Annotated in this window: 24 protein-coding genes; 2 read left to right on the forward strand and 22 right to left on the reverse strand. The window is 61.7% G+C overall.

Annotated features, from left to right (window positions below; translation table 11 throughout):
- Positions 1-40: 40 nt before the first annotated feature.
- From D4A92_RS18010 to ccoN, 10 genes are all read right to left on the reverse strand, one after another.
- Positions 41-895: an MBL fold metallo-hydrolase gene (locus D4A92_RS18010; protein ID WP_203016326.1), complete on the reverse strand. Its 855-nt coding sequence runs from the start codon at positions 893-895 to the stop codon at positions 41-43.
- Positions 896-970: 75 nt separating this feature from the next.
- Positions 971-2392 carry an NADP-dependent phosphogluconate dehydrogenase gene (gene gndA / locus D4A92_RS18015; RefSeq protein WP_203016328.1) on the reverse strand — a complete coding sequence of 474 codons (1422 nt, stop codon included), beginning with the start codon at positions 2390-2392 and terminating at the stop codon, positions 971-973.
- 97 nt (positions 2393-2489) lie between these two features.
- Positions 2490-2645 (reverse strand): cbb3-type cytochrome oxidase assembly protein CcoS, encoded by a 156-nt coding sequence (ccoS, locus tag D4A92_RS18020; protein ID WP_006726192.1) that lies wholly within the window; start codon positions 2643-2645, stop codon positions 2490-2492.
- Positions 2642-4951 (reverse strand): cation-translocating P-type ATPase, encoded by a 2310-nt coding sequence (locus D4A92_RS18025; protein WP_246753974.1) that lies wholly within the window; start codon positions 4949-4951, stop codon positions 2642-2644. Before D4A92_RS18025 ends, ccoS begins: the two co-directional genes overlap by 4 nt.
- Positions 4952-4953: 2 nt before the next feature.
- On the reverse strand, positions 4954-5442 hold the full coding sequence (locus tag D4A92_RS18030; protein WP_203016331.1) for a FixH family protein: 489 nt from the start codon (positions 5440-5442) through the stop codon (positions 4954-4956).
- Positions 5439-7025 carry a cytochrome c oxidase accessory protein CcoG gene (ccoG, locus tag D4A92_RS18035; protein ID WP_203016333.1) on the reverse strand — a complete coding sequence of 529 codons (1587 nt, stop codon included), beginning with the start codon at positions 7023-7025 and terminating at the stop codon, positions 5439-5441. Before ccoG ends, D4A92_RS18030 begins: the two co-directional genes overlap by 4 nt.
- A 169-nt stretch (positions 7026-7194) precedes the next feature.
- The gene (ccoP, locus tag D4A92_RS18040; RefSeq protein ID WP_203016335.1) at positions 7195-8061 is read right to left on the reverse strand and encodes a cytochrome-c oxidase, cbb3-type subunit III; all 867 of its coding nucleotides are present in this window, start codon (positions 8059-8061) and stop codon (positions 7195-7197) included.
- A 3-nt stretch (positions 8062-8064) separates the two neighbouring features.
- Positions 8065-8217, reverse strand: coding sequence for a cbb3-type cytochrome c oxidase subunit 3 (locus tag D4A92_RS18045; RefSeq protein WP_203016337.1), 153 nt, complete (start codon positions 8215-8217; stop codon positions 8065-8067).
- Between the two features lie 10 nt (positions 8218-8227).
- Positions 8228-8959 (reverse strand): cytochrome-c oxidase, cbb3-type subunit II, encoded by a 732-nt coding sequence (gene ccoO, locus D4A92_RS18050; RefSeq protein WP_203016339.1) that lies wholly within the window; start codon positions 8957-8959, stop codon positions 8228-8230.
- A gap of 14 nt (positions 8960-8973) precedes the next feature.
- Positions 8974-10617 (reverse strand): cytochrome-c oxidase, cbb3-type subunit I, encoded by a 1644-nt coding sequence (gene ccoN, locus D4A92_RS18055; protein WP_203016341.1) that lies wholly within the window; start codon positions 10615-10617, stop codon positions 8974-8976.
- 276 nt (positions 10618-10893) lie between these two features.
- Between ccoN and D4A92_RS18060 the strand changes: the two genes are divergently transcribed.
- Positions 10894-11391, forward strand: coding sequence for a hemerythrin domain-containing protein (locus tag D4A92_RS18060; RefSeq protein ID WP_203016343.1), 498 nt, complete (start codon positions 10894-10896; stop codon positions 11389-11391).
- A 57-nt stretch (positions 11392-11448) separates the two neighbouring features.
- Here the strand turns inward: D4A92_RS18060 and D4A92_RS18065 are convergent, their stop codons facing one another.
- The 8 genes from D4A92_RS18065 to hemN all read right to left on the reverse strand — a co-directional run bounded on the left by D4A92_RS18065 (position 11449) and on the right by hemN (position 19395).
- The gene (locus D4A92_RS18065) at positions 11449-12180 is read right to left on the reverse strand and encodes a PAS domain-containing protein (protein ID WP_203016345.1); all 732 of its coding nucleotides are present in this window, start codon (positions 12178-12180) and stop codon (positions 11449-11451) included.
- A 236-nt stretch (positions 12181-12416) separates the two neighbouring features.
- Positions 12417-13340, reverse strand: a complete 924-nt coding sequence (locus D4A92_RS18070; protein WP_425958094.1) for a lipid A biosynthesis lauroyl acyltransferase — start codon at positions 13338-13340, stop codon at positions 12417-12419.
- A 10-nt stretch (positions 13341-13350) separates the two neighbouring features.
- Complete coding sequence (locus tag D4A92_RS18075) at positions 13351-14379, reverse strand: zinc-binding dehydrogenase (RefSeq protein ID WP_006726181.1); 1029 nt, start codon at positions 14377-14379, stop codon at positions 13351-13353.
- 172 nt (positions 14380-14551) lie between these two features.
- The gene (locus D4A92_RS18080) at positions 14552-15841 is read right to left on the reverse strand and encodes a beta-ketoacyl-ACP synthase (protein ID WP_203016349.1); all 1290 of its coding nucleotides are present in this window, start codon (positions 15839-15841) and stop codon (positions 14552-14554) included.
- Positions 15842-15853: 12 nt separating this feature from the next.
- A complete protein-coding gene (locus tag D4A92_RS18085) occupies positions 15854-17059 on the reverse strand; it encodes a beta-ketoacyl-ACP synthase (protein ID WP_203016351.1) in 1206 nt (401 codons plus the stop codon).
- Positions 17060-17160: 101 nt separating this feature from the next.
- Positions 17161-17634 (reverse strand): 3-hydroxyacyl-ACP dehydratase FabZ family protein, encoded by a 474-nt coding sequence (locus tag D4A92_RS18090; protein WP_102020183.1) that lies wholly within the window; start codon positions 17632-17634, stop codon positions 17161-17163.
- A 27-nt stretch (positions 17635-17661) separates the two neighbouring features.
- The gene (locus D4A92_RS18095; protein ID WP_003502893.1) at positions 17662-17940 is read right to left on the reverse strand and encodes an acyl carrier protein; all 279 of its coding nucleotides are present in this window, start codon (positions 17938-17940) and stop codon (positions 17662-17664) included.
- Positions 17941-18045: 105 nt separating this feature from the next.
- Positions 18046-19395, reverse strand: coding sequence for an oxygen-independent coproporphyrinogen III oxidase (hemN, locus tag D4A92_RS18100; RefSeq protein ID WP_203016353.1), 1350 nt, complete (start codon positions 19393-19395; stop codon positions 18046-18048).
- 189 nt (positions 19396-19584) lie between these two features.
- On the opposite strand from hemN, the gene D4A92_RS18105 reads away from it, so the two are divergent.
- On the forward strand, positions 19585-20310 hold the full coding sequence (locus tag D4A92_RS18105; RefSeq protein ID WP_203016355.1) for a Crp/Fnr family transcriptional regulator: 726 nt from the start codon (positions 19585-19587) through the stop codon (positions 20308-20310).
- A 60-nt stretch (positions 20311-20370) separates the two neighbouring features.
- Here the strand turns inward: D4A92_RS18105 and cbiB are convergent, their stop codons facing one another.
- Genes cbiB through cobA form a run of 4 tightly spaced genes read right to left on the reverse strand, consistent with a single transcriptional unit; the run spans position 20371 to position 24501 of the window.
- Complete coding sequence (cbiB, locus tag D4A92_RS18110) at positions 20371-21348, reverse strand: adenosylcobinamide-phosphate synthase CbiB (protein ID WP_203016356.1); 978 nt, start codon at positions 21346-21348, stop codon at positions 20371-20373.
- The gene (gene cobD / locus D4A92_RS18115; RefSeq protein WP_203016357.1) at positions 21345-22349 is read right to left on the reverse strand and encodes a threonine-phosphate decarboxylase CobD; all 1005 of its coding nucleotides are present in this window, start codon (positions 22347-22349) and stop codon (positions 21345-21347) included. The genes cbiB and cobD overlap by 4 nt, the downstream gene beginning before the upstream one ends.
- Positions 22346-23647, reverse strand: coding sequence for a cobyrinate a,c-diamide synthase (locus D4A92_RS18120; RefSeq protein ID WP_203016358.1), 1302 nt, complete (start codon positions 23645-23647; stop codon positions 22346-22348). Before D4A92_RS18120 ends, cobD begins: the two co-directional genes overlap by 4 nt.
- The gene (gene cobA, locus D4A92_RS18125; protein WP_425958025.1) at positions 23644-24501 is read right to left on the reverse strand and encodes a uroporphyrinogen-III C-methyltransferase; all 858 of its coding nucleotides are present in this window, start codon (positions 24499-24501) and stop codon (positions 23644-23646) included. Before cobA ends, D4A92_RS18120 begins: the two co-directional genes overlap by 4 nt.
- Between the last annotated feature and the right edge of the window lie 11 nt (positions 24502-24512).

Consider the following 24512-nt stretch of genomic DNA (forward strand, 5'->3'; position numbering starts at 1 on the left):
GAAAGCATAGGATTTTACCAAAATCGGCGCGCGGTCGCCGTCATTCACAAGGCAATTGCAGGCCATCGCGACCGATGACGAGCGGTCCGGTCCAATGCGCCGCGACGGCCGCCCGCCAGTCGTCCTCGGTAAAGGCGGGATCATCGGCCGGAATGAGATGATTGAGGACGAGCATGCCGACGCCAGCCTTCGTTGCAATCTGAGCTGCATCCGCAGCAAAACTGTGCGAGGCAACGAGATGCTCGCGCAGACGGGCACCGTTTCCGGTTCGCCTGACAATGCTGTCCAGCCCCTCCGGCAGCATCGCCTCATGCACGAGGATGTCCGCCCCACGAGCGAAGTCGGCAAGCGGCGGGAAGGGCGCGGTATCGGCGGAAAAGACGAGCATCTTATCGGCACCGGAGATCTTCAGCGCAAAACAGTCCGTCACCGGAGGGTGGTCGACGCGCAGTGCCTCAACGACCAGATCCCCCTCTTGGAAGATCTCGCCCGGACCATATTCGACAATTTCGACCAGGTTCGCCAGATCCGGACGTCCCTCGTCGGCGATCCGTGTTTCGATGTCGTAGGCGAGCGAGGCGAGGAATCCCGTCCAGACGTTTCGCGTCCCCTTGGGACCATAGACGCTGACGCAATGGTCCAGCCCCGTAGTCCAGGCGGTGTGGATGAGCGGCCCAAGCTCCAGCACATGGTCGGAATGCAGATGGGTAATGAAGACGAGGTCCAGTTCCTTGAGCGACATGCCCGTCTCGACAAGACCTCTCGATACGCCGAGTCCGCAATCGATGACGATCCGGCGCCCGGACAGGTCAAGCAGCATTGATGTCGGATTGGGCCCGCCGGGACGGATCGCGGGTCCGCCTTTTGTGCCGAGAAGCGTAAGCCTGTCTGTCATGGTCTGCCCCCAAGGAAAAAGAGGCCCGACATCGCGGGATATCGGGCCTCGAACTGCAAGACGTTACGGGATCTCTTAGAACTGACCGGCCCAGGGGCCGTGATGGATGTCCTTGCCGTCGAGCCGATCGAAACCATGCGCGCCGAAGAAATCGCGCTGTGCCTGGATCAGGTTCGCCGTGCCACGGCCGCGACGATAGGTGTCGAAATAGGAGAGCGCCGAAGACAGCGCCGGGACCGGCAGGCCGGAGAGTGCTGCATGCGCCACGACTCGGCGGAGCGCACCATCGGTTTCCTTGACCATCTGGGCGAAGGCCGGGGTGACGACAAGGTTTGCGACATTCGGGTCCTTGGTGAAGGCCGAGGTGATCTCGTCGAGGAACTGCGAGCGGATGATGCAGCCGGCGCGCCAGATCTTGGCGATCGTCGGCATGGGCAGCGACCAGCTGAACTCTTCCGAGGCCGAGGACATCACGGCAAAGCCCTGCGCATAAGCCGCAATCTTGGCAGCGAGCAGTGCATTCTCAAGGTCGGCGATGAAGGCGGCCTTGTCCTTGGGCGCCTCCGGCAGTCCCGGCAGGCCGAAAAGTTTCTCGGCAGCGATACGCTCTTCGCGCAGCGAGGAAAGCACGCGACCGGCAACCGCAGCCTCGATGCCGGATGCGGCGACTGCGAGGTTCTGTGCTTCGATGGCGGACCACTTGCCGGTGCCCTTCTGACCGGCGGCATCGACAATCACATCGACCATCGGCTTGCCGGTTTCCGGATCCGTGGCCTTCAGCACCTTTTCGGTGATTTCGATCAGGTAGGAGTTGAGGCGGCCCTTGTTCCACTGACCGAAGATCTCGCCGATTTCGGCGGCTGACATCTTGAGGCCGTCGCGTAGGATGCCGTAGATCTCGGCGATCATCTGCATGTCGGCATATTCGATGCCGTTGTGGATCGTCTTGACGAAGTGACCCGCGCCATCGGTGCCGAGCCAGGCGACGCAGGGCTCGTCGTTGAACTTGGCGGCGATCGAGGTGAGCACTGGCTCGACGCGATTCCAGCTCTCTTCCGTGCCACCGACCATGATGGAAGGTCCATGACGGGCGCCTTCCTCACCACCGGACACACCCATGCCGATGAAGGTCACGTCGGTTCCGGCGAGCTTTTCGAAGCGTGCAACCGTGTCGCGGAAATTCGCATTGCCGGCATCGATCATGATGTCGTTTTTGGCGAGATGCGGCAGAAGGGCTGCCATCTGCTGGTCGACGGCCTCGCCGGCCTTGATCATGATGATGATCGGGCGCGGCGGGCGGATGGCGGCAACAAACTCTTCGATCGTATGGCAACCGATGATCTGGCCGGCCAGATCGCCGGCTTCCCCGAGGAATTCATCCGTGCGCGCCGGCGTCCGGTTGAAGACCGCGATGCGATTGCCTTTCTCGGCAATGTTGAGCGCCAGATTGGAGCCCATGACTCCGAGACCGATCAGTCCGATTTCCGCCTGCTGCACGATAAAGCCTCCGCATGCAATTTCATGGATGCGGGCTTTCTCGCATTCGCGAAGGGATGCGGCAAGACTGAAATTTGACCGTTCGGTAAACGCTGTATCAAGCGTCCGGCTGGTCGTCCTTCTCGGAGATCACTCGCCAGGCCGCTCCATCGAGGTCTTCGTACTGACCGCTCTTCAGCGACCAGAGGAAGGCGAACAGACCGAGCCCGCCGAGAAAGAGTGCGATCGGGATGAGGTAGATCAGCATGTTCATGCGGCGATCCTCGCATTGTCGGAGGCGCCCGTCGACAGGACGGCGGCCGGACGCTCAGTCAGCGCCCGCTCATCCAGCGACAGTCGATTGAGCCGGAGCGCATTGGCAACCACGATGATCGACGAGGTCGACATGGCGACCGCGGCAATCAGCGGGGTCGCATAGCCGAGCAGCGCGATTGGCACAGCAATGACGTTGTAGCCAATCGCGAGCGCGAAGTTCTCGCGGATCAGACGTCCGGCCCGGCGCGAGGCCTCGATGGCGAAGGGCACAGCTTCGAGCCCATCGCGCATGAAGACGAAATCGGCGGCCTGGCGCCCGACATCGGCAGCTGTCGCCGGCGCCATGGAGACATGCGCAGCAGAAAGCGCAGGCGCGTCGTTGATGCCGTCGCCGACCATCAGCACGCGCTGGCCGTGGGCGGACGCCTCGGCGCAGGCTTCGGCCTTGTCCCGTGGCGTGAGGCCAGCGCGCCAGATGGTGATCCCGAGATCGGCGGCAAGCTTGGCCACCACAGGCGCACGGTCACCCGAGAGGATGCCGAGTTCGAGGCCACCATTCTTCAGCGTCTCGATCGAGGCACGGGCCCGTGGCCGGAGCGTATCTTCGAACAGGAAGGTGGCGCGTTCGATACCGTCGAGAGAGAGGACGACTTCGGAATAGGGCTTGTCGCTGACATCGATCGCCTCGGTCGCACAGGCAAAGCGGCGATTGCCGAGACGCCAGACACCCTCTTGCGTCTCCGCCTCAACGCCAGCGCCCGGCACCTCACGAACGGTGTCGAAGCCGCGCGGCTGGCCGCCATAGGCGGACCACAGCGCCCGCGACAGCGGATGGCGGGAATGGGCGGCAAGACCGGCGGCGACAGCGAAGCCAATCGGCTCGATTTTGGCAACGTCCACCAGCTTCGGGCGCCCCAGTGTCAGCGTGCCGGTCTTGTCGAAGGCGACGGCCTCGATTTCGGCGAGCCGCTCCATGGCGGAACCGTCCTTGACCATGACGCCGGCCTTGAACAGGCGTCCGGCAGCGACGACCTGCACGACCGGGACTGCGAGACCGAGGGCGCAGGGGCAGGTGATGATGAGGACCGCGATCGCGACCATCATCGCGTGTTTCCAGTCGCCGTCATAGAGCCCCCAGCCCATGAAGGCGATGATGGCGAGCAGATGCACGACCGGCGAATAGTACTGAGCCGCCCGGTCCGCAATGCGACGGTAGCGTGCCCTGCCCCCTTCGGCCGCCTCCATCAGATGGATGATCTCTGAGAGGAACGAGTTCTGCGCCGTCGCCGTAGCCTTGACCGTCAGCGAACCGGTCAGGCTGAGTGTACCCGCCTGGACGTCGGAGTCCGGGCGGACCGAAACAGGTGCGCTTTCGCCATTGACGATCGACATGTCGAGATCGCTCTCACCGGCAACGACGACACCGTCGACCGGGATCCGGTCGCCGGCAGCGATGGACACCTGATCGCCGACGCGGATTTCATCGACCGCGCGATACTCCCGCGAGCCATCGTCGGAAAGCACCATGGCACCACGCGGATTAAGGCGGGCAAGCCCGCTGATTGCGGAGCGCGCCCTGTCACGCATGATGTGATCGAGCGTGCGGCCGATCAAAAGGAAGAAGAGAAGCGAGGCCGTCGCGTCGAAATAGGCGTGTTCGCCGTGATGGATGGTCTCCCACAACGAAGCGAAATAGGAGAGCGTGATGCCGATGGCGATCGGCACATCCATGTTGGTGCGCCCATGTTTCAGCGCATTCCAGGCCGATTCGTAGAAGAATCGGCCGGCATAGATCAGCGCAGGGGCCGCGATCATCGCCGAGATCCAGTGGAAGAGATCGCGCGTCGAGGCATCTGCACCCGACCAAACCGACACGGACAGAAGCATGATGTTCGTGGCAGCGAAGCCCGACACGGCAACCGCGCGGACCAGTTGATTGCGCAAGGCGTCAGAGGCCTCTTCTGCGGCTGTGAAGAGATGCGCGGAATAGCCTGTTGTGGCGATGGCGCGCGCGAGGTTCACCGGATCGGTCTCGACCCCGTCGACCGCCTCTTTCCAGACGACGGAAACGCGCTTGGTCGAGAGGTTGACGCGGGCCCGCTCGACTTCCGGCAAGGCTTTGAGCACACCCTCTACTGTCGAGATGCAGGTGCCGCAATGGACCGCGGGCACGCTCATGTCGACCTGCCAGAGGCCGGGTCCGACCGCACGGCTGCAGAGCTTCAGCTCTTCAGCCGACGGCAGGGAGACCCCTGCCCGCTCCATGTCCAGTGCACCTTCGGTCCCTGCCGCGCAGCAACTCATCGTCATTCTCCCGAAACGGTAATCCGCTTCGCCTCATGCATGATCATCTTGCCGTCTTTGATCGCCTGAATCTCGACGATCCAGCTGCCCGCAAGCACGTCCATCTCGGCGAGGTAGAGGCCGTCACCGGCGGGCGTCAGTTGCAGTTCGAAATCCTGGGCAGTGCCGACTGGACGCTTGAAATGGGCGGTGACCGAATCGGCAACGACCGGGGTGTTTTCAGGCAATGTCAGGCGGTAGCGCATGCCCTTGGCATCGACAGAGAGTTCACCCGCAATACCGGTAGCCAGCATCTCGCGGATGGCGGCAGTCTTGCCGTTGAACTGCTGGCTGGCGACATAGGTGTTCTTCACCACCAGGCCGCTCCACGTCGATGTGGCTAGATAGGCCATGGTGAAGTTGACCGTGATGATCGTGCCAAAGAAGGCCAGCATGATCGCCAGCATGTGCCAGCCAGTAAAGGTGAACGGTTTTTTGGCGTAAGTGCTCATTTTCTGGCTCCCGGCCCCATGAAGACTGCATCATAGACGTCCCGCTCGTCGCCGTTGGCATCCTGGGCGATGAACTGGAAATTCTGGTTGGCATCGGTGACCTTGTCACCAGCAAGTGTAACGAAGACCTTGAGTGTCGTTGCTTCATCCGGCTCGACCGAGACCGTGAAGGCACGCGACGGCGGCTGGTTGATGCCGTTGATCTTCATCGTGGCATCCGGCAATCCCTCGATCGACACCTCAATGTCGCGCGGGACGGCGATCATGTTCAGAATGCGCACTGTATAGCCGTTGCGGATCGAACCATCGGATTCGAGCACGAATTGCGGATTGCGGTCGTGCAGGACGTTAACCTCCAGCCGGTCGCGACCAAGAAGCGCAATCAGCATGCCGATACCGACGGCAGTCCAGACTGCCATGTAGAGGAGCGTGCGAGCGCGGAAAATCACGCGCCAGTCGAAATGGCGGATCTTGTCGGAGAAACTGCCATCGGCATTGCGCACCATCTTCGGATCGATCGCAGTTGCGCCGCCATTGGTGGCGAGCGCCATGTTCGACTGGTACTCGTCGAGCGTGGCATAGGCAATCAGTCCGCGCGGCTTGCCGATCTTGTCCATGACGCCGTCACAGGCGTCGATGCACAGCGCGCAGGTGATGCATTCGAGCTGTTGCCCATCCCTGATATCGATGCCCATGGGACAGACGGCGACGCAGGCATTGCAATCGACGCAGTCGCCGACCGACTCGCCCGCGGCAATCGCCTTCTTGGCATGCCGGGTGCGAGGCTCGCCGCGCCAGTCATTGTAGGTGACGACCAGTGAATTCTCGTCGAGCATGGCGGCCTGGATGCGCGGCCACGGGCACATGTAGATGCAGACCTGTTCGCGCATCAGGCCACCGAAGACGTAAGTGGTGGCGGTCAGGATGGCGACGGTGATATAGGCGACCGGAGCAGCGTTGCCGGTGAGAAAATCCATGGCAAGCGAAGGCGCATCGGCGAAATAGAAGATCCAGGCACCACCCGTAAGCACCCCAATCAGGATCCAGGTCGCGTGTTTACTGACACGCTTCCAGATCTTGTCGAAGGTCCAGGGCGCCGATTCAAGTTTGATGCGGGCGTTGCGGTCGCCCTCGATGAAACGCTCGACCACCAGAAAGAGATCGACCCAGACCGTCTGCGGACAGGTATAGCCGCACCAGGCACGGCCGACGGCCGAGGTGACGAGAAACAGGCCGAAACCCGCCATGACGAGCAGGCCTGCGACGAAGAAGAACTCCTGCGGCCAGATCTCGATGAAAAAGAAATAGAAGCGACGATGGGCAATATCGATCAGCACGGCCTGGTCGGGCGCGAATTCGCCACGATCCCAGCGGAGCCAGGGCGTGAGGTAATAGATGCCGAGCGTGATCGCCATGATGATCCACTTGAAGCGGCGGAACGCCCCTTCGGCACGCTTGGGAAAGATTTTCTTGCGAGCTTCATAGAGCGGACCCCGGCTCTTGGCCGACATCACGGCCTCGGCGTCGAGTCTTTCGACCTCGGGCGCGTCCGGTGCTCGGTGTGGCTCGGAAAGTATGTTCATGGGACGAGAACCTTCTTCTGATGCTCGCCTTGTCCCATCTGGCAGACCAGCACGCCTTGACTTAAGTCAAGCAGCGGCGAAGCGTCGCAACACATATTATTTTTACAATATGGAATCAAAAAAGGGCCGCATCACCGGATGCGGCCCAAGCTTTCGGAGGACAGGTCGATTATTCGCCGCCGCCCAACTGATGCACGTAGACGGTCAGCTGCTTGACAGTGGTGTCGCCCAGGCGCTGGGCCCAGCCGGGCATCGCGCCGTGACGCGGCTGACGGATCTGTGCCGCGATCTGCGCTTCGCCATCGACCTTCAGCCAGATGGCGTCAGCGAGGTTCGGCGCGCCGAAATCACGCCCGCCCTTGGCATCTTCGCCATGGCAGGATGCGCAGTTTTCGGCATAAATCTGCTGGCCAGGCTCGACCATCGAGGCATCGAGGGGCGTGCCGGTCAGGCTGACGACGTAAGCCGCCACCTGCTTGATCTGATCAGCGTCGAGAATGTCAGCATAGGCCGGCATTTCAGAGAACCGGGTGTCCGGATCCTGGTCGTAGCGAATGCCGTGGGCGATCGAGGTGTGGATCGACTCGAGATCACCGCCCCAAAGCCAGTCGTCGTCGTTGAGGTTCGGATAACCGGCGCCACCGGCAGCACCCGAACCATGGCAAGGCGAGCAGTTGACCTTGAATGCGGCTGCTCCGCCGGCAACGGCAAACTGGGTCAGTTCCTTGTCGGCGACGATCTCTTCGAGAGGCAGGGTCGCGATCTTGTCCAGATAGACTGCCTGCGAAGACTTCGCCGCCGCCAGTTCCTGAGCGACTTCTGCACGGCTCGAATAGCCGAGCAGACCCTTGGTGTTGTCGGTCAGGAGCGGCCAGGCCGGATACATGATCGTGTAGCCGATCGCCCAGACGATGGTTGCGTAGAAGGTATAGACCCACCAGCGCGGCATCGGGTTGTTCAGCTCGCGAATGCCGTCCCATTCATGGCCGGTGGTCTCGACGCCGCTGATCTCGTCGATGTGTTTTTTGTCTGCCATTGTTCAATCCTCCTTGAGAGGGATGCTGGCCGCGTCGTCGGCAGGCTTCTTGCCGCCCGGGCGGAATGTGAAGAGGACGACGCCGACGAAGAACAGGGTCATGGCAAGCAGAGCCCAGCTGTCAGCGAATTGGCGCATGGCGGTGTAGGTTTCCATGATGTCCTCCTCAGCGGTAGCCGCTTGCGTCGTCATAGGTGGAGAAGTCGACCAGCGTGCCGAGCATCTGCAGATAGGCGACGAGCGCGTCCATCTCTGTCAGCTTGGCAGGATCGCCGTCGAAATCACCGACCTTGGCCTTCGGATAGCGTTCCATGAGGCCCGTCGTATCGGCGTTAGGATCGGCCTGCGCCTTGAGATCTGCTTCGGCCTCGGCAATCATCTCGTCCGTATAGGGGACGGTGACGGTGCGGTTAGCCTGGAGCATCATGCTGATACTCGTGATCTTGAGCGGCGTGTCCTTCAGGAAGGCATAGCCAGGCATGATCGATTCCGGCACCACGTCGCGGGGATTGACGAGATGCTGGACGTGCCACTCGTTGGAATAGCGGTCGCCGACGCGTGCCAGATCAGGCCCGGTTCGCTTCGATCCCCATTGGAACGGATGGTCGTACATCGATTCCGCTGCCAGGCTGTAGTGGCCGTAGCGCTCGACCTCGTCCTTGAACGGCCGGATCATCTGACTGTGACAGACATAGCAGCCTTCACGGATGTAGATGTTGCGGCCGACAAGTTCGAGCGGCGAGTAGGGCCGCATGCCCTCCACCTTTTCGATCGTGTTCTCGAGATAGAAGAGCGGAGCGATTTCAACGATACCGCCGATGGTCACGACCACCAGCGAACCGAGGAAGAGAAGGCTCGCGTTCTTCTCGAGGATTGCGTGTTTATCAAGAATGGACATGTGAGCCTTCCTTCTTATTCAGCAGGCTGCGCGGCAGCCGGCACGACCGTTCCGGCGATCGGTGCTTCCTGGCGCTCGTAGCCGAGAATGGTCATGGCGACGTTGTAGGCCATGATGATGCCGCCCAGGAGATACATGACCCCGCCGATTGTCCGCAGCACGTAGTAGGGATGCATGGCGGCGACCGATTCGGCGAAGGAGTAGACCAGGAAGCCCTGGCTATCGTATTCGCGCCACATCAGACCCTGCTGGATGCCGGCGACCCAGAGCACGGCGGCGTAAACCACGATGCCGAGCGTTGCGAGCCAGAAGTGCCAGTTGACCATGCGCATCGAGTAGAGGCGGTTGCGGTTCCACAGCTTGGGCGTCAGGTAATAGATGGCGCCGAAGGAGATCATGCCGACCCAGCCGAGAGCGCCAGAGTGAACGTGACCGATGGTCCATTCGGTATAGTGGCTGAGCGAGTTGACGGCCTTGATCGACATCATCGGGCCTTCGAAGGTCGACATGCCGTAGAAGGCAATGGCAATCACCATCATGCGGATGATCGGATCGGTGCGGATCTTGTCCCAGGCGCCGGACAGCGTCATCAGGCCGTTGATCATACCACCCCAGGACGGCATCCAGAGCATGATCGAGAACACCATGCCGAGCGTCTGCGCCCAGTCGGGCAGAGCCGTGTAGTGCAGGTGGTGAGGACCCGCCCAGATATACATGAAGATCAGGGCCCAGAAGTGGATGATCGACAGGCGGTAGGAATAGACAGGGCGACCAGCCTGCTTCGGCACGAAGTAATACATCATGCCGAGGAAGCCGGCCGTCAGGAAGAAGCCGACGGCGTTATGGCCATACCACCACTGGGTCAACGCATCCTGCACGCCCGAGAAGGCCGAGTAGCTCTTCACGCCAAGGAAGGAAACCGGCATCGCCAGATTGTTGACGATATGCAGCATCGCAATGGTGACGATGAAGGACAGGTAGAACCAGTTCGCCACATAGATATGCGGCTCCTTACGGTTCAGGATCGTGCCCATGAAGGTGATCAGATAGGCGACCCAGACCACGGTCAACCAGATGTCTACATACCATTCCGGTTCGGCATATTCGCGGCCCTGTGTGATGCCCAGCAGATAGCCGGTGGCCGCCATGACGATAAAGAACTGGTATCCCCAGAAAACGAACCAGCCGAGATTGCCGCCAAACAGGCGTGCACGCGAGGTCCGCTGGACGACGTAGAACGACGTGGCGATCAGCGCATTGCCACCAAAGGCGAAGACGACGGCGGACGTGTGCAGGGGACGAAGCCGGCCGAAGGTGAACCAGGGCTCGATATAGAGCTGGGGATAGGCCATCTGCAGCGCAACGACCACGCCGACCAGGAAGCCGACGACGCCCCAGAAGACGGTGGCAATGACGCCGTAACGCACCACCTCGTCGAAATACTCCGACTGGCTTGCCTTGGACTGGCCGGAAGAGGAGGAGGATGCCGTGGTCGGTGCAAACTGCATCCGGCGCAGCATAATGATCGTGCCCCCCGCGAGCACGAAGAAGGCGACCCACATATGGGCCGCGAAGAGGCTGTCATGGGCGAAAGCCACCCCGAGCAGCGCGGCGAAGGCGAGTACCGCCATCACCAGTGTCTCTAACGTATAGTTCATTGTTGGTATCCCCCAACGGCTTGCTGATCTCATCGCGGGGGCCTCGCCCTCAGGAGATTCCTCCCGCGTCGAATGCACCAATCGCATTGGGGCCGCCCAGCCACCTTGATCCAAGTCAATGCAAGTCTCTCTAAAATTCGCGAGGCTCGAAGCTGCAATCGGGTTTGCGACCTTCGGACACCAAGGCCGGCACATCGCTTGGGCCAAGGCCCGCTCGTGCGTGTCTTGGAGCACTGGGGTTACGCGCGGCGAAAAGCCCCGTTGGAGAAAACGGACATGCTGACGAATATCGAAAACAGCAAGCGGAGCGCTAGCGACACGTGGACGGGCAACCGCCTGCTCGATGCAGGCAAACGCGACCTCGCCTGGCTCTACCGCGCTCACACCGAACAGCTCGCGCTCTGCAGGGAACTGGAAGAGATCGCCGACTCACTGCCTGCAAGCATCAACCGGCAGAAATGCATCTATGCGGCAAAGGCGCTCGGCCCCCTTATCAAGGGCATACATCACTACGAGGAGACGGTGCTGTTTCCGCAGCTACAGTCGAGCCCCGACGCGACGGACGCCTTGGGACCGACGCTTGAACGTCTGAAATTTGAACATTGCGAGGACGAGTGCTTCGCCGAGGAACTGACGGATGCGCTGCTGAAGTTGGGATCCGGAGATCGTGTGAACATGGAGGCCGTCGGCTACATGTTACGCGGCTTCTTCGAGGGTATCAGACGCCACATCGCCTTCGAGCGCGAACATCTGCTTCAGGGCGTCACGGATTGAGAGAAACGGTGCGGCAAGAGCCTCCCGTCCGATCCGCACCATGCGCCTCGGCCTTGATCAGGCGGCGACGCCACCATAGACCGGCTCGCATTCCCCAAGCGTCAGGATGGCACCGCTGATGCTGCCGTCTGCAGACCGAAACGGGCTGAAGCGAGCAGGCATGTCGCCGGTGACGGTTGCGGCCGACATCCGGGCGACAAAGGATCCCGAACGTCCTGCAAAGGCCGAATCGAGCGCATCCTGAAGCCAGTCATGACCGCCGGCCGCAAGGCCGAGATCGAAGACGCTGCGCCCAATCAGCTCGATCTGTCGCATGCCGAGCATTCTGGCCATGGCCGTGTTGGCGAAGAGATAGCGACAGTCGCGGGTGACCACGGCCACACGTTCCGGCAGATTGTTGAGGATCGCCTCGTTCAGCTGCTCATCGTCACCATCACGCGGCTGGCGCGTATCGAAAGCGCGTGGTGCTGGGCTCTGGTCACTGCGTTTCGGACCGAAATAGCGCTCGACGAGCAAGGACAGCATGGAGGCGTGGCGCAGCACGCAGGCACCGTCATCGGCATCTTCCCGCAGCAGCTTCATCAGAAGCCGCATCTGCAAATAGATGTCGTCGAGATCCGTGGCTCGGTAGCTGACGAGCGTGGCGATCAGCGGATCAATCTCGCGATCGAGCATGCGCACGAGATGGTCGTCACCATTGCGGATGGCCTGCTGCAACTGAAGATTCTTCAACGAAACCGCTTCGAACATTGCGCGCAGATTCGAATCACGGAATTCGCCAAAAGACATCAGCAACCTCATCCCTCAGGTGTGACAAAAGAAATGAATACGTCACACCACTTTCGGCGTCCGTAACATGAGGTTGCGTCACCTTCAATCGCTACGGGCACTCACGCGCATCGCAGCCCAAAAAATATCTGCAATATCAGATGAAACGAATAGGCCATAAATGCACATGGGCGATCGGCGGCGGCGCTCGGCGCGCATCCCGATTTATACGTCAAACGAGCCTGAAGCAGAGACTGTCAGATCTTGTCCTTGATCGCCCAGCGATCGTGATACCAGAGCCATTGCTCCGGATATTCCCGAACCCAGGCCTCGACCTTGTCGTTGAGCAGCTGGGCGGTGGCGTTCACGTCCACCTGGCCCCGCTCGTTGCGTGGCACCGTGATGCGCGGCTCGATCTCCAGACGGAAACGATTGCCGGGCAGACGAATGCAGCGCGCCGGATAGACTTCGCATTCGAACTGACGCGTCAACTTGGCGAGCAGCGGATTGGTCTTCACCGGCTGGCCGAAGAACTGGGTCTCGACGCCCTTCCAGAATTTCTGGTCGACGAGCACGCCGACGCCGCCGCCCTGCTCCAGCTGCCGGGCCAGTGCGAAGGAGGACCCAGCATGCGACGGCACAAGCTTGCCCATGCGCTTGCGGCGGAATTCGAAGACCTTCTCGGCGATGTAGGGATTGTTTGGCGGGCGGAACAGCACCGTCACGTACAGACCGAAAGCGGCACCCGCGACCGGCAGCAGCTCGAAATTAGCGGTATGGCCGGTGAAGACGATGAAGGGACGCGGATTGTCGCGCAGGTCGAGAAACTGCTCGACGCCCGAAACCTCTACCCTGCCCTCGCCTGGCTTTTCCGGATCGAAGTCGAACAGACGGTCGAGGAAGACATATTCGGCGGCAAGCCGGCCCATATGGCCCCAGCTTGCCAGCGCGATCTCCTCCCGTTCGGCATCCGACTTCTCGGGAAACGCATTGCGCAGGTTCACCTGCATCAGCCGGTGGCGCTTCGTCTTCGGCCCGACCCAGCGCATCAGCCGGTCGGCAAAGTTGATCGCGGCATCCGCCGGCAGGATCTTCAATGCCGTCAGGAAGCCGAAGGCCGCCTGGGCGACGGACCACTGATAGAACTTACGCAGCGCCAGAACGATGCGGGTGACGAGCATCCGCACGCGGTCAGTCCATCTTCAGGATAATCTTGCCAAAGACCTGGCGGCCTTCCATGCGGGCAAGGGCCTTGTCGATATCGTCGAAGGAGACCTGCGTGTCGATGACGGGGTGCACGAGGCCGCGCGCCATCTTCTGCATGGCATCCGCCATGTTTTCCATGCGGCAGCCGAAGGAGCCGAAGAGCTTGAGCTGCTGCTGGAAAAGCATCATCAGGTTCACTTCGGTCGACACACCAGAGGTGGAGCCGCACGTAACGAGGCGGCCACCGCGCTTCAAGCAGAACATCGAGGCTGCAAAAGTATCCTTTCCGACATGTTCGAAGACGACGTCGACGCCCTTCTTCTTGGTGATCTTGCGGACCATGCCTTCGAAGCGGTCGGTGCGATAGTTGATGACGTGATCGGCACCCAGTGCCTTGGCAGGCTCGATCTTGTCGTCGGAACCGACGGTGGTGATGACGGTGCAGCCTATCTTCTTGGCAAGCTGGATGGCTGCCGTGCCGATACCGGAACCGCCGGCATGGATGAGGATGGTTTCACCCGGCTGGAGCTTGGCATTGTCGAAGAGCATGTGTTCGACCGTGCCGAAGGTGACGGGGGCAAGTGCCGCGGCAACCGCATCGACGCCCGGAGGGGCCGGAACGAGCAGGCGGGCCGGCAGATTGATCTTTTCCTGGGCAAAGCCGTCGAGATGGAAGCCATGCACGCCCGAGACGTTTTCGCAAAGATTGTCACGGCCTTCGCGGCAGGGTTTGCAGAGACCGCAGGTGCGCGCGCCGTAAACGGCGGCGAGTTGGCCCGGCAGGATATTGCCGACGCCAGGACCGATCGCCTCGACGACACCGGAAGCTTCCGCACCGATGACAAGCGGCATCTTGCGCTTGGCGAACGCCATCCCGCGCCAGCCCCAAACGTCGATATGGTTCAGCGCGACAGCCTTGACGCGCAGCGTAACCTCACCCGGCCCCGGAGCATCCGGCTCCGGCAGGTCAACGATTTCTAGCTTGCGGTCTTCGACGAGTTGCAATGCGCGCATGACATGTTCCTTCAGGGCCTATGGGGCGGATGCGGATGAGGCGTCGTCACGCTCTCATCGTCAAACCAGGGGTTACTCCCCGGCATCTGCCGACCTTCGTTGTTCTTGCGAGGTACGTGTGGATCCTCGGCTCGAATGCCAAGGATGACGTCCCGAATTGTTGGCGCAGGCCTTAGACCGGTTCCCGCGTCATGACAAGGCTGGCGTTCTGACCACCAAAGCCGAAGGAATTCGAGAGCACAGCCGAAACCGAGGCCTCCCGCTTCACGTTCGGCACCACGTCGAGCACGATCGAGGGATCGGGGTTCGTGTAGTTGATGGTTGGCGGCACCGTGCTGGTCAGCATGGTCTGGATCGAGAACACCGCCTCGACCGCGCCGGCGGCCGTCAGCGTGTGGCCGATCATCGACTTGTTCGACGAAGCCGGAATAGCATCCTTCAACCGGTCCCCGAAGACCGAGAGCATGGCGCCATATTCCATCTTGTCGTTCTCAGGCGTCGATGTGCCATGAGCGTTGATGTAGCCGATCGCGTCCTCGGACAGGCCAGCATCGACGAGCGCTGCCTTGATCGTCGCGATCGCAGGACCGCCGTCCGGCGACGAGCGCGTGCGGTGGAAATGATCGGCCTTTTCGCCACAGCCCTTGATGATGCCAAGCACCTTGGCGCCACGGGCAATGGCGGATTCCAGAGATTCCAAGACGAGCGTTGCCGCACCCTCGGCGATCACGAAGCCATCGCGTTCCTTGCTGAAGGGCTTCGATGCCTTTTCCGGCGGGTCGTTCTGGGTGGAAAGCGCCGAGAGCAGCGAGAAGCGGATAACCGCTTCCGGGCTGATCGAGCCGTCGGTCGCAACCGTCAGCGCCCGCTCCGTGCGGCCCTGGCGGATCGCCTCGACGCCGAGCTGGATCGCGGTGGCACCCGAGGCGCAGGCGGTAGACAGCGTCACCGGCAGGCCGCGCGTGCCGAACTTGTCGGACAGACGCTCGGAAATAGAACCAAACTGCACGGCTTCGAGGAAGACCGGATCCGGCTGTTCGCGCATGGCCGCGAGAAAGCGGTCATAGGCATCGCCCGGCTGGGTCGAGGCCGGAGCCCGCTCGGCCAGCGCAAAGCGGTCATGCCATTCCGGCTCGACCGGCGGGGCGGCCAGGAAGAGCGGACCGTTGAAATCGCCATTGATGCCGGCCTGGGCCAGTGCCTCGTTGGTCGTCTCACGGGCCAGCGCGTAAGAGCGCTCGACGGCATTGTTGGCGGGCACGGCGATGAAATCGACGGTTCCGCCGATACGCGTAGACATGCCTTCGGTGTCGAAACGCTTGATGTAGTGGATGCCTGATAGTCCCGACGTCAGCTTCGACCAGTTGTCGGAAAGCCCCTGGCCGAGCGAGGTGATGACGCCCATACCGGTGACGGCAATGATCGGGCGGCCGAGATGATCCTTGAAACGGCTGTCGGTCATGGATCTAGTTCCTCACGCATTCGCCGACAGCACGGCGAGGCCTTCGCCCCGCACATAGCCGACGGTGGAGATGATGGCATGTTTCGCAGGACCGGCCTGGGCCGCTTCGTTCGCAGAGTCGAAGGCAGGCACGGTGGCGCCGGCATCGATGGCAAGCGCTGCAAGCGCGAGGCCTGCCGGGAACTGTGCCTCGACGGAATGGCCGATTGAACCGGCATAGCCCCGCACCGGCATGCCGGAGAAACGTTCCGCAAGGTGAGACTTCTCACGTTGCGTAAGGTCAGCCAGACCGGACGCGCCGGAGAAGATGATGGTGTCACTTGCCGACAGAGCAGCCGCCTCCGGCACCATGCCGCCGAGGCGGACTTCGAGCTTGCCCTCGTCGCGATTGCCGCGGTCGCCTTCGACAGCGTCAAGCACGGCATAGATATGCGCACCACGGGCTTCGGCATGTTCGCGCGATTCGAGCACCAGGAAGGCGCCGACCGTGCCGAGGATCATGCCGCCGCCCGAGGAACCATCGCGCGACCAGAGCGGCTGCCAGGGACCGGTCTGATGGGCGCGAATACCCTCGACCAGAAGCAGAATGTCTGGACGTTCCGCGATAAAGGCGCCGCCGACAAGAGTATGCGTCGACTGGCCTGCCTTGATGCGGGCGAAGGCGGTTGCGATCGCCGAGATACCGGCGGCCTCTTCACCCATGAAGGTGCGCGAGGAACCGGTGACCTTGTGGACGATCGAGATATTGCCGGCGAGCAGGTTCGAAAGCTGCGCCAGGAAGAGAGTCGGACGAAGCTCGGTCTTGAGCTTCTCGATCAGGAATTTTTCGCGGTCGTTGCGCTGCAAAGCCTCATCGACGATCAGGCTGTCGACGGCAATGTCACGTTCGCCACCGCCAGCCGCCACGATCAGGTCCATGGTCCCGCACGCGTCCGCATCATCCTTCATGCCGGCGTCGTCGAGCGCAAGGCCAGCTGCAAAGACGCCGAGGCGCTGCCAGTTTTCCATCTGGCGCTGGTCACCACGCTTGGCGATCTGCTGCGACCAGTCGATCTCGGGCAGTTTGTGCACGACGTAGGGCGCGAACTTTTCCGTCTCGAGCACAGGCTCCGGTGCGGTCTTTGCGGAGAGCAACGCGAGATGCGCGTCCTTGCCGGTGCCGTGGCAGGTGACGATCCCAACGCCGGTGATCACCACATCATTCGGTTGTTTGACCATATGCAATCCTCTCGCCGGCAGGCTCACCGGCGTAAAATGCGGGTTTTCCCGAATAAGGCCGCAAGGTCAATAGGAATTGCGCCCTTGCGGCCGAATGCGCCTTAAGCCTGGGCCGCCATCGCGGCCATCAGGCCGACTTCCTCGGCACGTTTGCGCACGATCGGAGCGAGCGGCACCTCGGAGAATGGCATGGTGCGAAGCTTCAGCTGCGCGTCGCAGACCTTCTTGCCGCCGCTCGTGATCTTCGCCTTGGTGACGGCGAAGCCCGATCCGTCATGCTCGAGTTCCGCCTCGATATCGAGAACGGCGCCGGGCTCGACGAAAGTGCGCATCTTGGCGCCATCGACCGACATCAGGAAAGGCATGGCCTCGAAGTCCTTGACGGCAAGCAGTAGCATGCCGGAGGCCTGCGCCATGGTCTCGATCAAAAGGACGCCAGGCACCAGCGGCATGCCGGGAAAATGCCCTTCGAAGACAGGGCTTTCCATCGGCACAGTCGAGGTGGCCTTCAAACGACCAAGGCCGAGATCAACGCTCTCGACCTTGTCAATCATCTGGAAATATTCAAGCAGCATGACGATGTCCGCTCCTTTGGGGGCGGGTCAGCCCTTGGCGGCGCGAAGTTCGTCGATCTTGGCGCAGAGGTTCTTCAGCACGAAGTATTCTTCGGTCGAAACCTTGCCTTCGTTGACTTCCTGCGTCCACTGCTCGAGCGGGATCTTGATGCCGAATTCCTTGTCGATCGCAAAGACGATGTCGAGGAAATCGAGGCTGTCGATGCCAAGGTCATCGATGGTGTGGCTTTCCGGCGTAATCGTTTCGCGGTCGATTTCGCTGGTCTCAGCAATGATGTCGGCAACTTTGTCGAATGTAGCGGTCACGCCAGTACCTCATGTGTCTTAAATTCTGGGTTCCACATAAGGAAAACACGGTCAAATGCCAATGGTGGTTTTGTGCGGCATCCAAATTTGGAGCCGAAGTGTTGCTTAAACAGCAATCGAATGCCGTCCCTTGCCAGTGGCGAGATAGCTGTCGAAGACGGCGGCAATGGTCCGGGCGAAGGGCCGGCCTACATCCGTGATGACGAAGCGATCCCCCTCGATGAGGCAGATCCGGTCCTGGTTTGATTGCGCAAAGCTCTTCGCCTCGGCGGCGATCGCATCGACGGCGCCGCCGAATTCCTGCCGCAACTCGGAGAAGGAGATCGCAAAGCGGCACATGATTTCCTCGATCACCCGACGGCGCAGCCTGTCGTCTTCGCTGACCTCGACGCCACGCACGGCCGCCAGACCGCCGGCGTCGGCCATGCGTTGATACTCGCCGGTGGCCGGCATGTTCTGAACGTAACCTTGCGGCAGCTGCCCGATCGAGGAGGCGCCGAGCCCGATCAGAGCTTCGGCCGCATCGTCGGTATAGCCTTGGAAATTCCGCCTGAGCCGCCCTTCCCGCGCCGCAATCGCCATCCGGTCCTCGGGCAGCGCGAAATGGTCGATGCCGATTGGCTCGTAACCGGCGGCGACCAGCATCGAGGCAGCAAGGTTCATCTGCGCATAGCGTTCCTCAAGGCCTGGCAGCATCTCGTCCTTGATCATCGTCTGGTGCTTCTTCATCCACGGCACATGCGCATAGCCGAACAGCGCGATCCGATCTGGAGCGAGAGACAGGATGTCCTTGACGGTTTCTGCCACCGTCGCCTCCGTCTGATGCGGAAGACCGTAGAGGATGTCGCAATTGACGGAATGCACGCCGCGCGCCCGGACAGCCTCGACCACCGACTTCGTGTGTTCAAATGTCTGGATACGGTTGATCGCCTTCTGCACCTCAGGGTGGAAGTCCTGAACGCCGAGGCTCGCGCGCGTCATCCCGATGGCGGCAAGCGCATCGTAACGCGGCTCGTCGAGGTCGTTCGGATCCATCTCGACGCTGATCTCGACATCCTCGGCGAAGGTGAAGGCCGAGCGGAGTGCTGCCATCAGGCCGATCATGTCGTCCGGCCGGACCATCGTGGGAGACCCCCCACCGAAATGAACCGCCGTCACGGCAGCGTCGCGGCTGACCAACGCACCGACGGCCGCGATCTCCTTCTTCAACGATTCCAGATAGATCGAGATGGGCTCGTATTTCAACGTATGCTTGGTGTGGCAGGCACAGAACCAACAGAGCCGGTCACAATAGGGGACGTGGATGTAGAGCGAAATCCGCTCCTGTGCTGTGATCGCCTTCAACCATTGCGCATATTTGCCGCAGTCGATGCCTTCGTGAAAGTGTGGCGCCGTGGGATAGCTCGTGTAACGAGGGACAGCGCTTGAATACTTGGCCAGGAGGGAATTTTGCATGGTTTTACGCTGCCTTGAGACGTGTCGAGCTACGACCAAAGATAGCGACGTCTATTGTCCCGGCCTTTGACATCGATCAATTTACTGATACATTTCTCACGTAGAGTTTATTTAAACTCAGAAGCCCGAATTGGGCACTGACCGAGGGGCGCATGGCGTCCGGAGACGGTCTGATTGGATGGCACGACCATGGACACTTTCAGAAAACATTTTCCGGAATGTGAGGCTCCTGCCGTCTGTCGATCTTGCGACGCGCGCCATGGCGGCCTGTGCTCCGTCCTGACCTCCGCCCAACTGACCGAACTGAACAAGCATTCGATCCGCCGCCGCATTGATGCTGGCAACGAAGTCATCGGCCAGGGCGAACAGGTTGGAAGTTACAGCAATATTCTGAAGGGCGTGATCAAGCTGTCGAAGATGATGGCGGATGGCCGCCAGCAGATCGTCGGCCTCCAATTTGCGCCGGACTTCCTGGGCCGCCCCTTCCTCGGCGAGAGCACGATCACGGCAGAAGCCGCGACAGATACGGAAATCTGCACCTTCCCGCGCAACATCGTTGACCGCATGGTCGGCGAAGTCCCGGACATGGAGCGCAAGCTGCATGCCCAGTCGCTCAAGGAACTCGATGAAGCGCGCGACTGGATGCTGACCTTGGGCCGCAAGACTGCCCAGGAAAAGGTGGCAAGCTTCCTCTACCTCATCGCGACTCACATCGATCCGGAAAGCGAGGGCACCCAGACCTTCGATCTGCCGCTCTCGCGCGCCGATATCGCCGACTTCCTCGGATTGACGATCGAAACGGTCAGTCGCCAGATGACCAAGCTGCGCAAGGACGGCATTATCGTCATCGAGAACAACCGCCATGTCATCGTGCCGAAGCTCGAACGGCTACAGGACGCGGCGGGGATCGACTGATCAGTTCTGCTGTAAGGGGCGAAACCGGGGCATACCGCGAGCCAGTCTAAGCTCGAAACGTCAGATGATTTTCGAGATGGCCCATATCAGGGCGATTAATCCCGCCATGACGCCGCAGGCTGCGTAGAAAACACCGATTCCCGCAAGGATATCAGCAGGCCCGGCATCGCTGCGGCCGGATGCATGCATCATCGGCTCGCTGACCCTGACGCCGCCATAGACCCGCGGGCCGGCGAGTTTCAGATCGAGGGCGCCCGCCATCGCCGCCTCCGGCCAGCCGGAATTCGGCGAGCGATGCAATCCGCTGTCGCGCAGGGCCGCAGACAACGACCGACGGCCCGCCCCTGCCCCGCGTTTCAAGACTGTAGCGAGGGCAATGAAGCCGGCGGAGAGACGCGCGGCCGGCCAGTTCGCGAAATCATCGAGCTTGGCTGAGGCCCAGCCGAATTGCAGGAACCGCTCATTCTTGTGGCCGATCATCGAATCAGCCGTGTTCAGCATCTTGTAGGCAAGGATGCCGGGAAGGCCGGCAATCGCGTACCAGAAAGCCGGTGCAACGACACCATCGGCAAAGTTTTCGGACAGGCTTTCGATCGCCGCGCGCGAAACACCGGCCTCGTCGAGGGTCTTCGGATCACGCCCGACGATCATCGCAACCGCTTGCCGACCACCCTCGAGACCGTCACGCAAGAGACCGTCGGCCACCGCCTGGACATGGTCGCCAAGGCTCTTCTGGGCAAGGAAGACGGCCACGACGATCAGTTCGAGGATGATGCCGAGGAGGCCGAGTTTACCGAACAGGACAGAAAGCAGCATGCCGAAGACCGCCGAGCCGGCGAGCAGCGCCACGATCGTGAAGACGCCATTCAAGCGTCGACCTTCGGCTGTCAAACTTGTCCTGTTCAGGCGCTTTTCGAACAGATCGATCGCCTTGCCGAAGATCACCACCGGATGCGGCACCCGTTGCCAGAGCCATGGCGGATCGCCGACGACCCGGTCGAGAACGATGGCGGCAAGAAGGAGCAGCAGGTGGTTCATGCCCTCACACTCCGGAAAGTTCTGAGCGCCTCGCGGAGACGCGCATCGCCGGTCTCGTCGGGGGCAAGGCCGAAACGCAGCCAGTCCGACCGGTAGTCGAACTTGCGCGTCAGGATCTGGCGGCTGCAGAGATGCCGGTGCAATTCGCCGGCGCTCGCATCTTCGACGAGCTGGAAGAGATCGGTGCCACCGCGGATTGTGAGGCCGGATTCGGCCAGAATATCCTGAAGTCCAAGCGCGCGGCTTCGGATATGCTGGGCAATGAGGCCGGTATCGGACGACATCAAATGCTCGGCAAGCACGAGCGCCGGGCCGGACACCGCCCAAGGTCCAAGCCACTCGGAAAACCGTGCTGTGACGTCGTCGGCGGCGATGACGAAGCCGAGGCGAATGCCGGCAAGGCCGAAGAATTTTCCGAAGGAGCGGAAGACGATGAGGTTTGCACTGTCATCGCCTGCAAGGCTCTGCTCCGGCAGCATGTCGCCGAAGGCCTCATCGACCACCAGTATGCCACCACGGTTTGCGAGATCGGCGGCCAGCGCTCGAAGCTCGCTCGGTGTGTGAAGCCGTCCGTCCGGATTGTTCGGATTGACCACCACGACAAGACCGTGCGCCGTGCTGACCAGATTGAGATCACTGACCGCATCGACCGTAAGACCGGCAAGCGTGAAGGCGCGCGCATACTCGCCATAGGTCGGCGACATCACGGCAACCCGCGCGCCTGATGGCACCAGCCGCGGCAACAACTGGATGACCGATTGCGTACCCGGCACCGGAAGTGGCAGCCGATGGCCCGCGCGATAGAAGCGCTGCGCCGCCTGCCGGGAAGCCATCTCCCGTTCCTGATCGGGCAAGCGATGCCAGGCCCGCATCGGGATCTCGGGCAGATCAGGCGGACAGGGATTGATGCCGGTCGAGAGGTCGAGCCAGTCTTCGATGCGCCCGCCATAGAGGGCTGAAGCGGCAGCGAGACCGCCACCATGCTGGATCGGCCCGCTCATGCGCCCTCTCCTGCAATGTCGATGAGGTGCATGTAAGACCCCGCAACGGACCCGCGCATCAGCCCGACGGCGCCGAGAGGTTCGCCGAGAGCGTCCTCCGCCTCGAACAAGCGGTCTGCCGCCCCTTCCGAAACGACCGTGGAATAATGGAATTCGTGGCCGGTGTAGTTTCCACCGAACAGATCGGGAGCGAGCGATCTCAGCCGCCGATAACCAAGGTGCCGTTTGCGGTCCGCATAGCTCGTCACCAGCGGCAAGAGGCCGAGCATGGCGTGACGATGGCCGTCAGCGTCAACGAGCCCATCGCCCAGAACCATATAGCCGCCGCATTCCCCATAGATCCGCGCCCCCCGGTCCGCCGCTCCCATCATTAACGAGCGGAAGCCGTCAGCAGAGGCTAATCTCCCGGCATGCAACTCGGGATATCCGCCCGGTAGGTAGATTGCGTCAGCATCTGCCGACGGGCCTTCGTCAGCGAGCGGCGAAAAGAAGGAGAGTGTCGCGCCTTGCGCCCGCCAGCCCTCCAGGAGATGCGGATAAGAAAAGGCGAAGGCGAGATCGCGGGCGACGGCGATGTGCTGACCGAGAGGCGCGATGCCGCGCACCGGCGTGCTTTCTCTGCGAGGCGCGGCCTGGGCGATTGAAAGCAGTGTGCCAATATCGATCCCCGCATCGATGGTATCGGCCGCTCGCTCGATGAAGCTCTCAAGAGCCGCATGTTCGCCGGCCTGCACCAAGCCGAGATGCCGCTCCGGGAGGGAAAGTTGCGGGTCACTCCTGAGGCAACCCAGCACGGGAAGCTCGGTCTTGCTCATTGCGCCGCGCAACATGGCCTCGTGACGATCGCTGCCGACGCGGTTGAGGATGACACCGGCGACCCGCACATCAGCGCGAAATCGGGCAAAGCCCGTTGCGATGGCCGCGACGGACTGCGAGCTACGAGCACAATCGATAACCAATACGACCGCCAGGGCCAGAAGGCTTGCGAGATCCCCTGCACTTCCCCTCCCGTCGGCGGCACCATCGAACAGCCCCATCATCGCCTCGATGACCAGCAAGGCGTCGGGTGATGTCTGAGCGGCCTGTGCGCCAAGAAACGACGGACGCATGGCCCAGGGATCGAAGTTGAAGCAGGGTGTACCACTCGCTGCCGTATGAAAGGCGGGATCGATATAATCAGGACCGGCCTTGCCGGGCGCCACAGCCACGACACGACGCTTCAAGGCTCGCATCAAGCCGAGCGTCACCACTGTCTTGCCCGAACCGGAAGCCGGCGCGGCGATCAGCAATCCGCTCATGCCGTGTCTTTCCGCTCCACGGCAAGGGGATCGGGCAGAAGCTTGCGGCCCGAAAGGGCGCCCAGCCAGTCGAGTGACGGCCTCAGACGCACGACCTCACCGATGACGACGATCGCCGGCGGTTCGATCCCGGCGGCAAGCATGTCCGCTTCGGCGCGTCCGAGTGTGGTTTCGAGCACGGTCTGTTCCGGCGTCGCAGCATTGCAGACGAAGGCCACGGCCTCGCCTGCCCGGCGCCCGGCAGCCATGAGATTGGCGGCGATCTGGCCCATGTGTTTCATCGCCATATACATGACGATGACGGGTGAGCCGCGGCCAATGGCGGCCCAGTCGATTCGATCGGGCACGACGCCGGAGGAGTCATGGCCGGTGAGGAATGTCACGGCATGGTTGACTTCGCGGTGGGTGACCGGGATGCCGGCATAGGCAAGCCCGCCGATCCCCGCCGTGATGCCCGGAACGATGCGGAAGGGCACGCCATGTTCGACAAGCATCAACGCCTCTTCGCCGCCACGCCCGAAAACGAAGGGATCGCCACCTTTCAACCTGAGGACGCGTTGGCCGGCCTTTGCGAGTTCGACAAGGCGCAATGAGATATCGCGCTGCTTGGCCGACGGCTTTCCGCCGCGTTTGCCTGCATATTCGAGGATGGCGCCACTGCGCGCGAGTTTCAAGCAGTCGTCGTTCACCAGAGCGTCGTGCACGATGATATCGGCTTCCGACAGCGCCTTGGCCGCGAGCAGCGTCAGGAGCCCCGGATCGCCGGGGCCGGCGCCGGCCAGCCACACGTGACCGGGCTCGATGGCCGGCAGGCTCGTGGGCAGGGCTAGACGCGTCGTGTCACTCATGGTCATGGTCTAGGCCT

Source organism: Rhizobium rosettiformans, from assembly GCF_016806065.1.
GTDB lineage: Bacteria > Pseudomonadota > Alphaproteobacteria > Rhizobiales > Rhizobiaceae > Allorhizobium.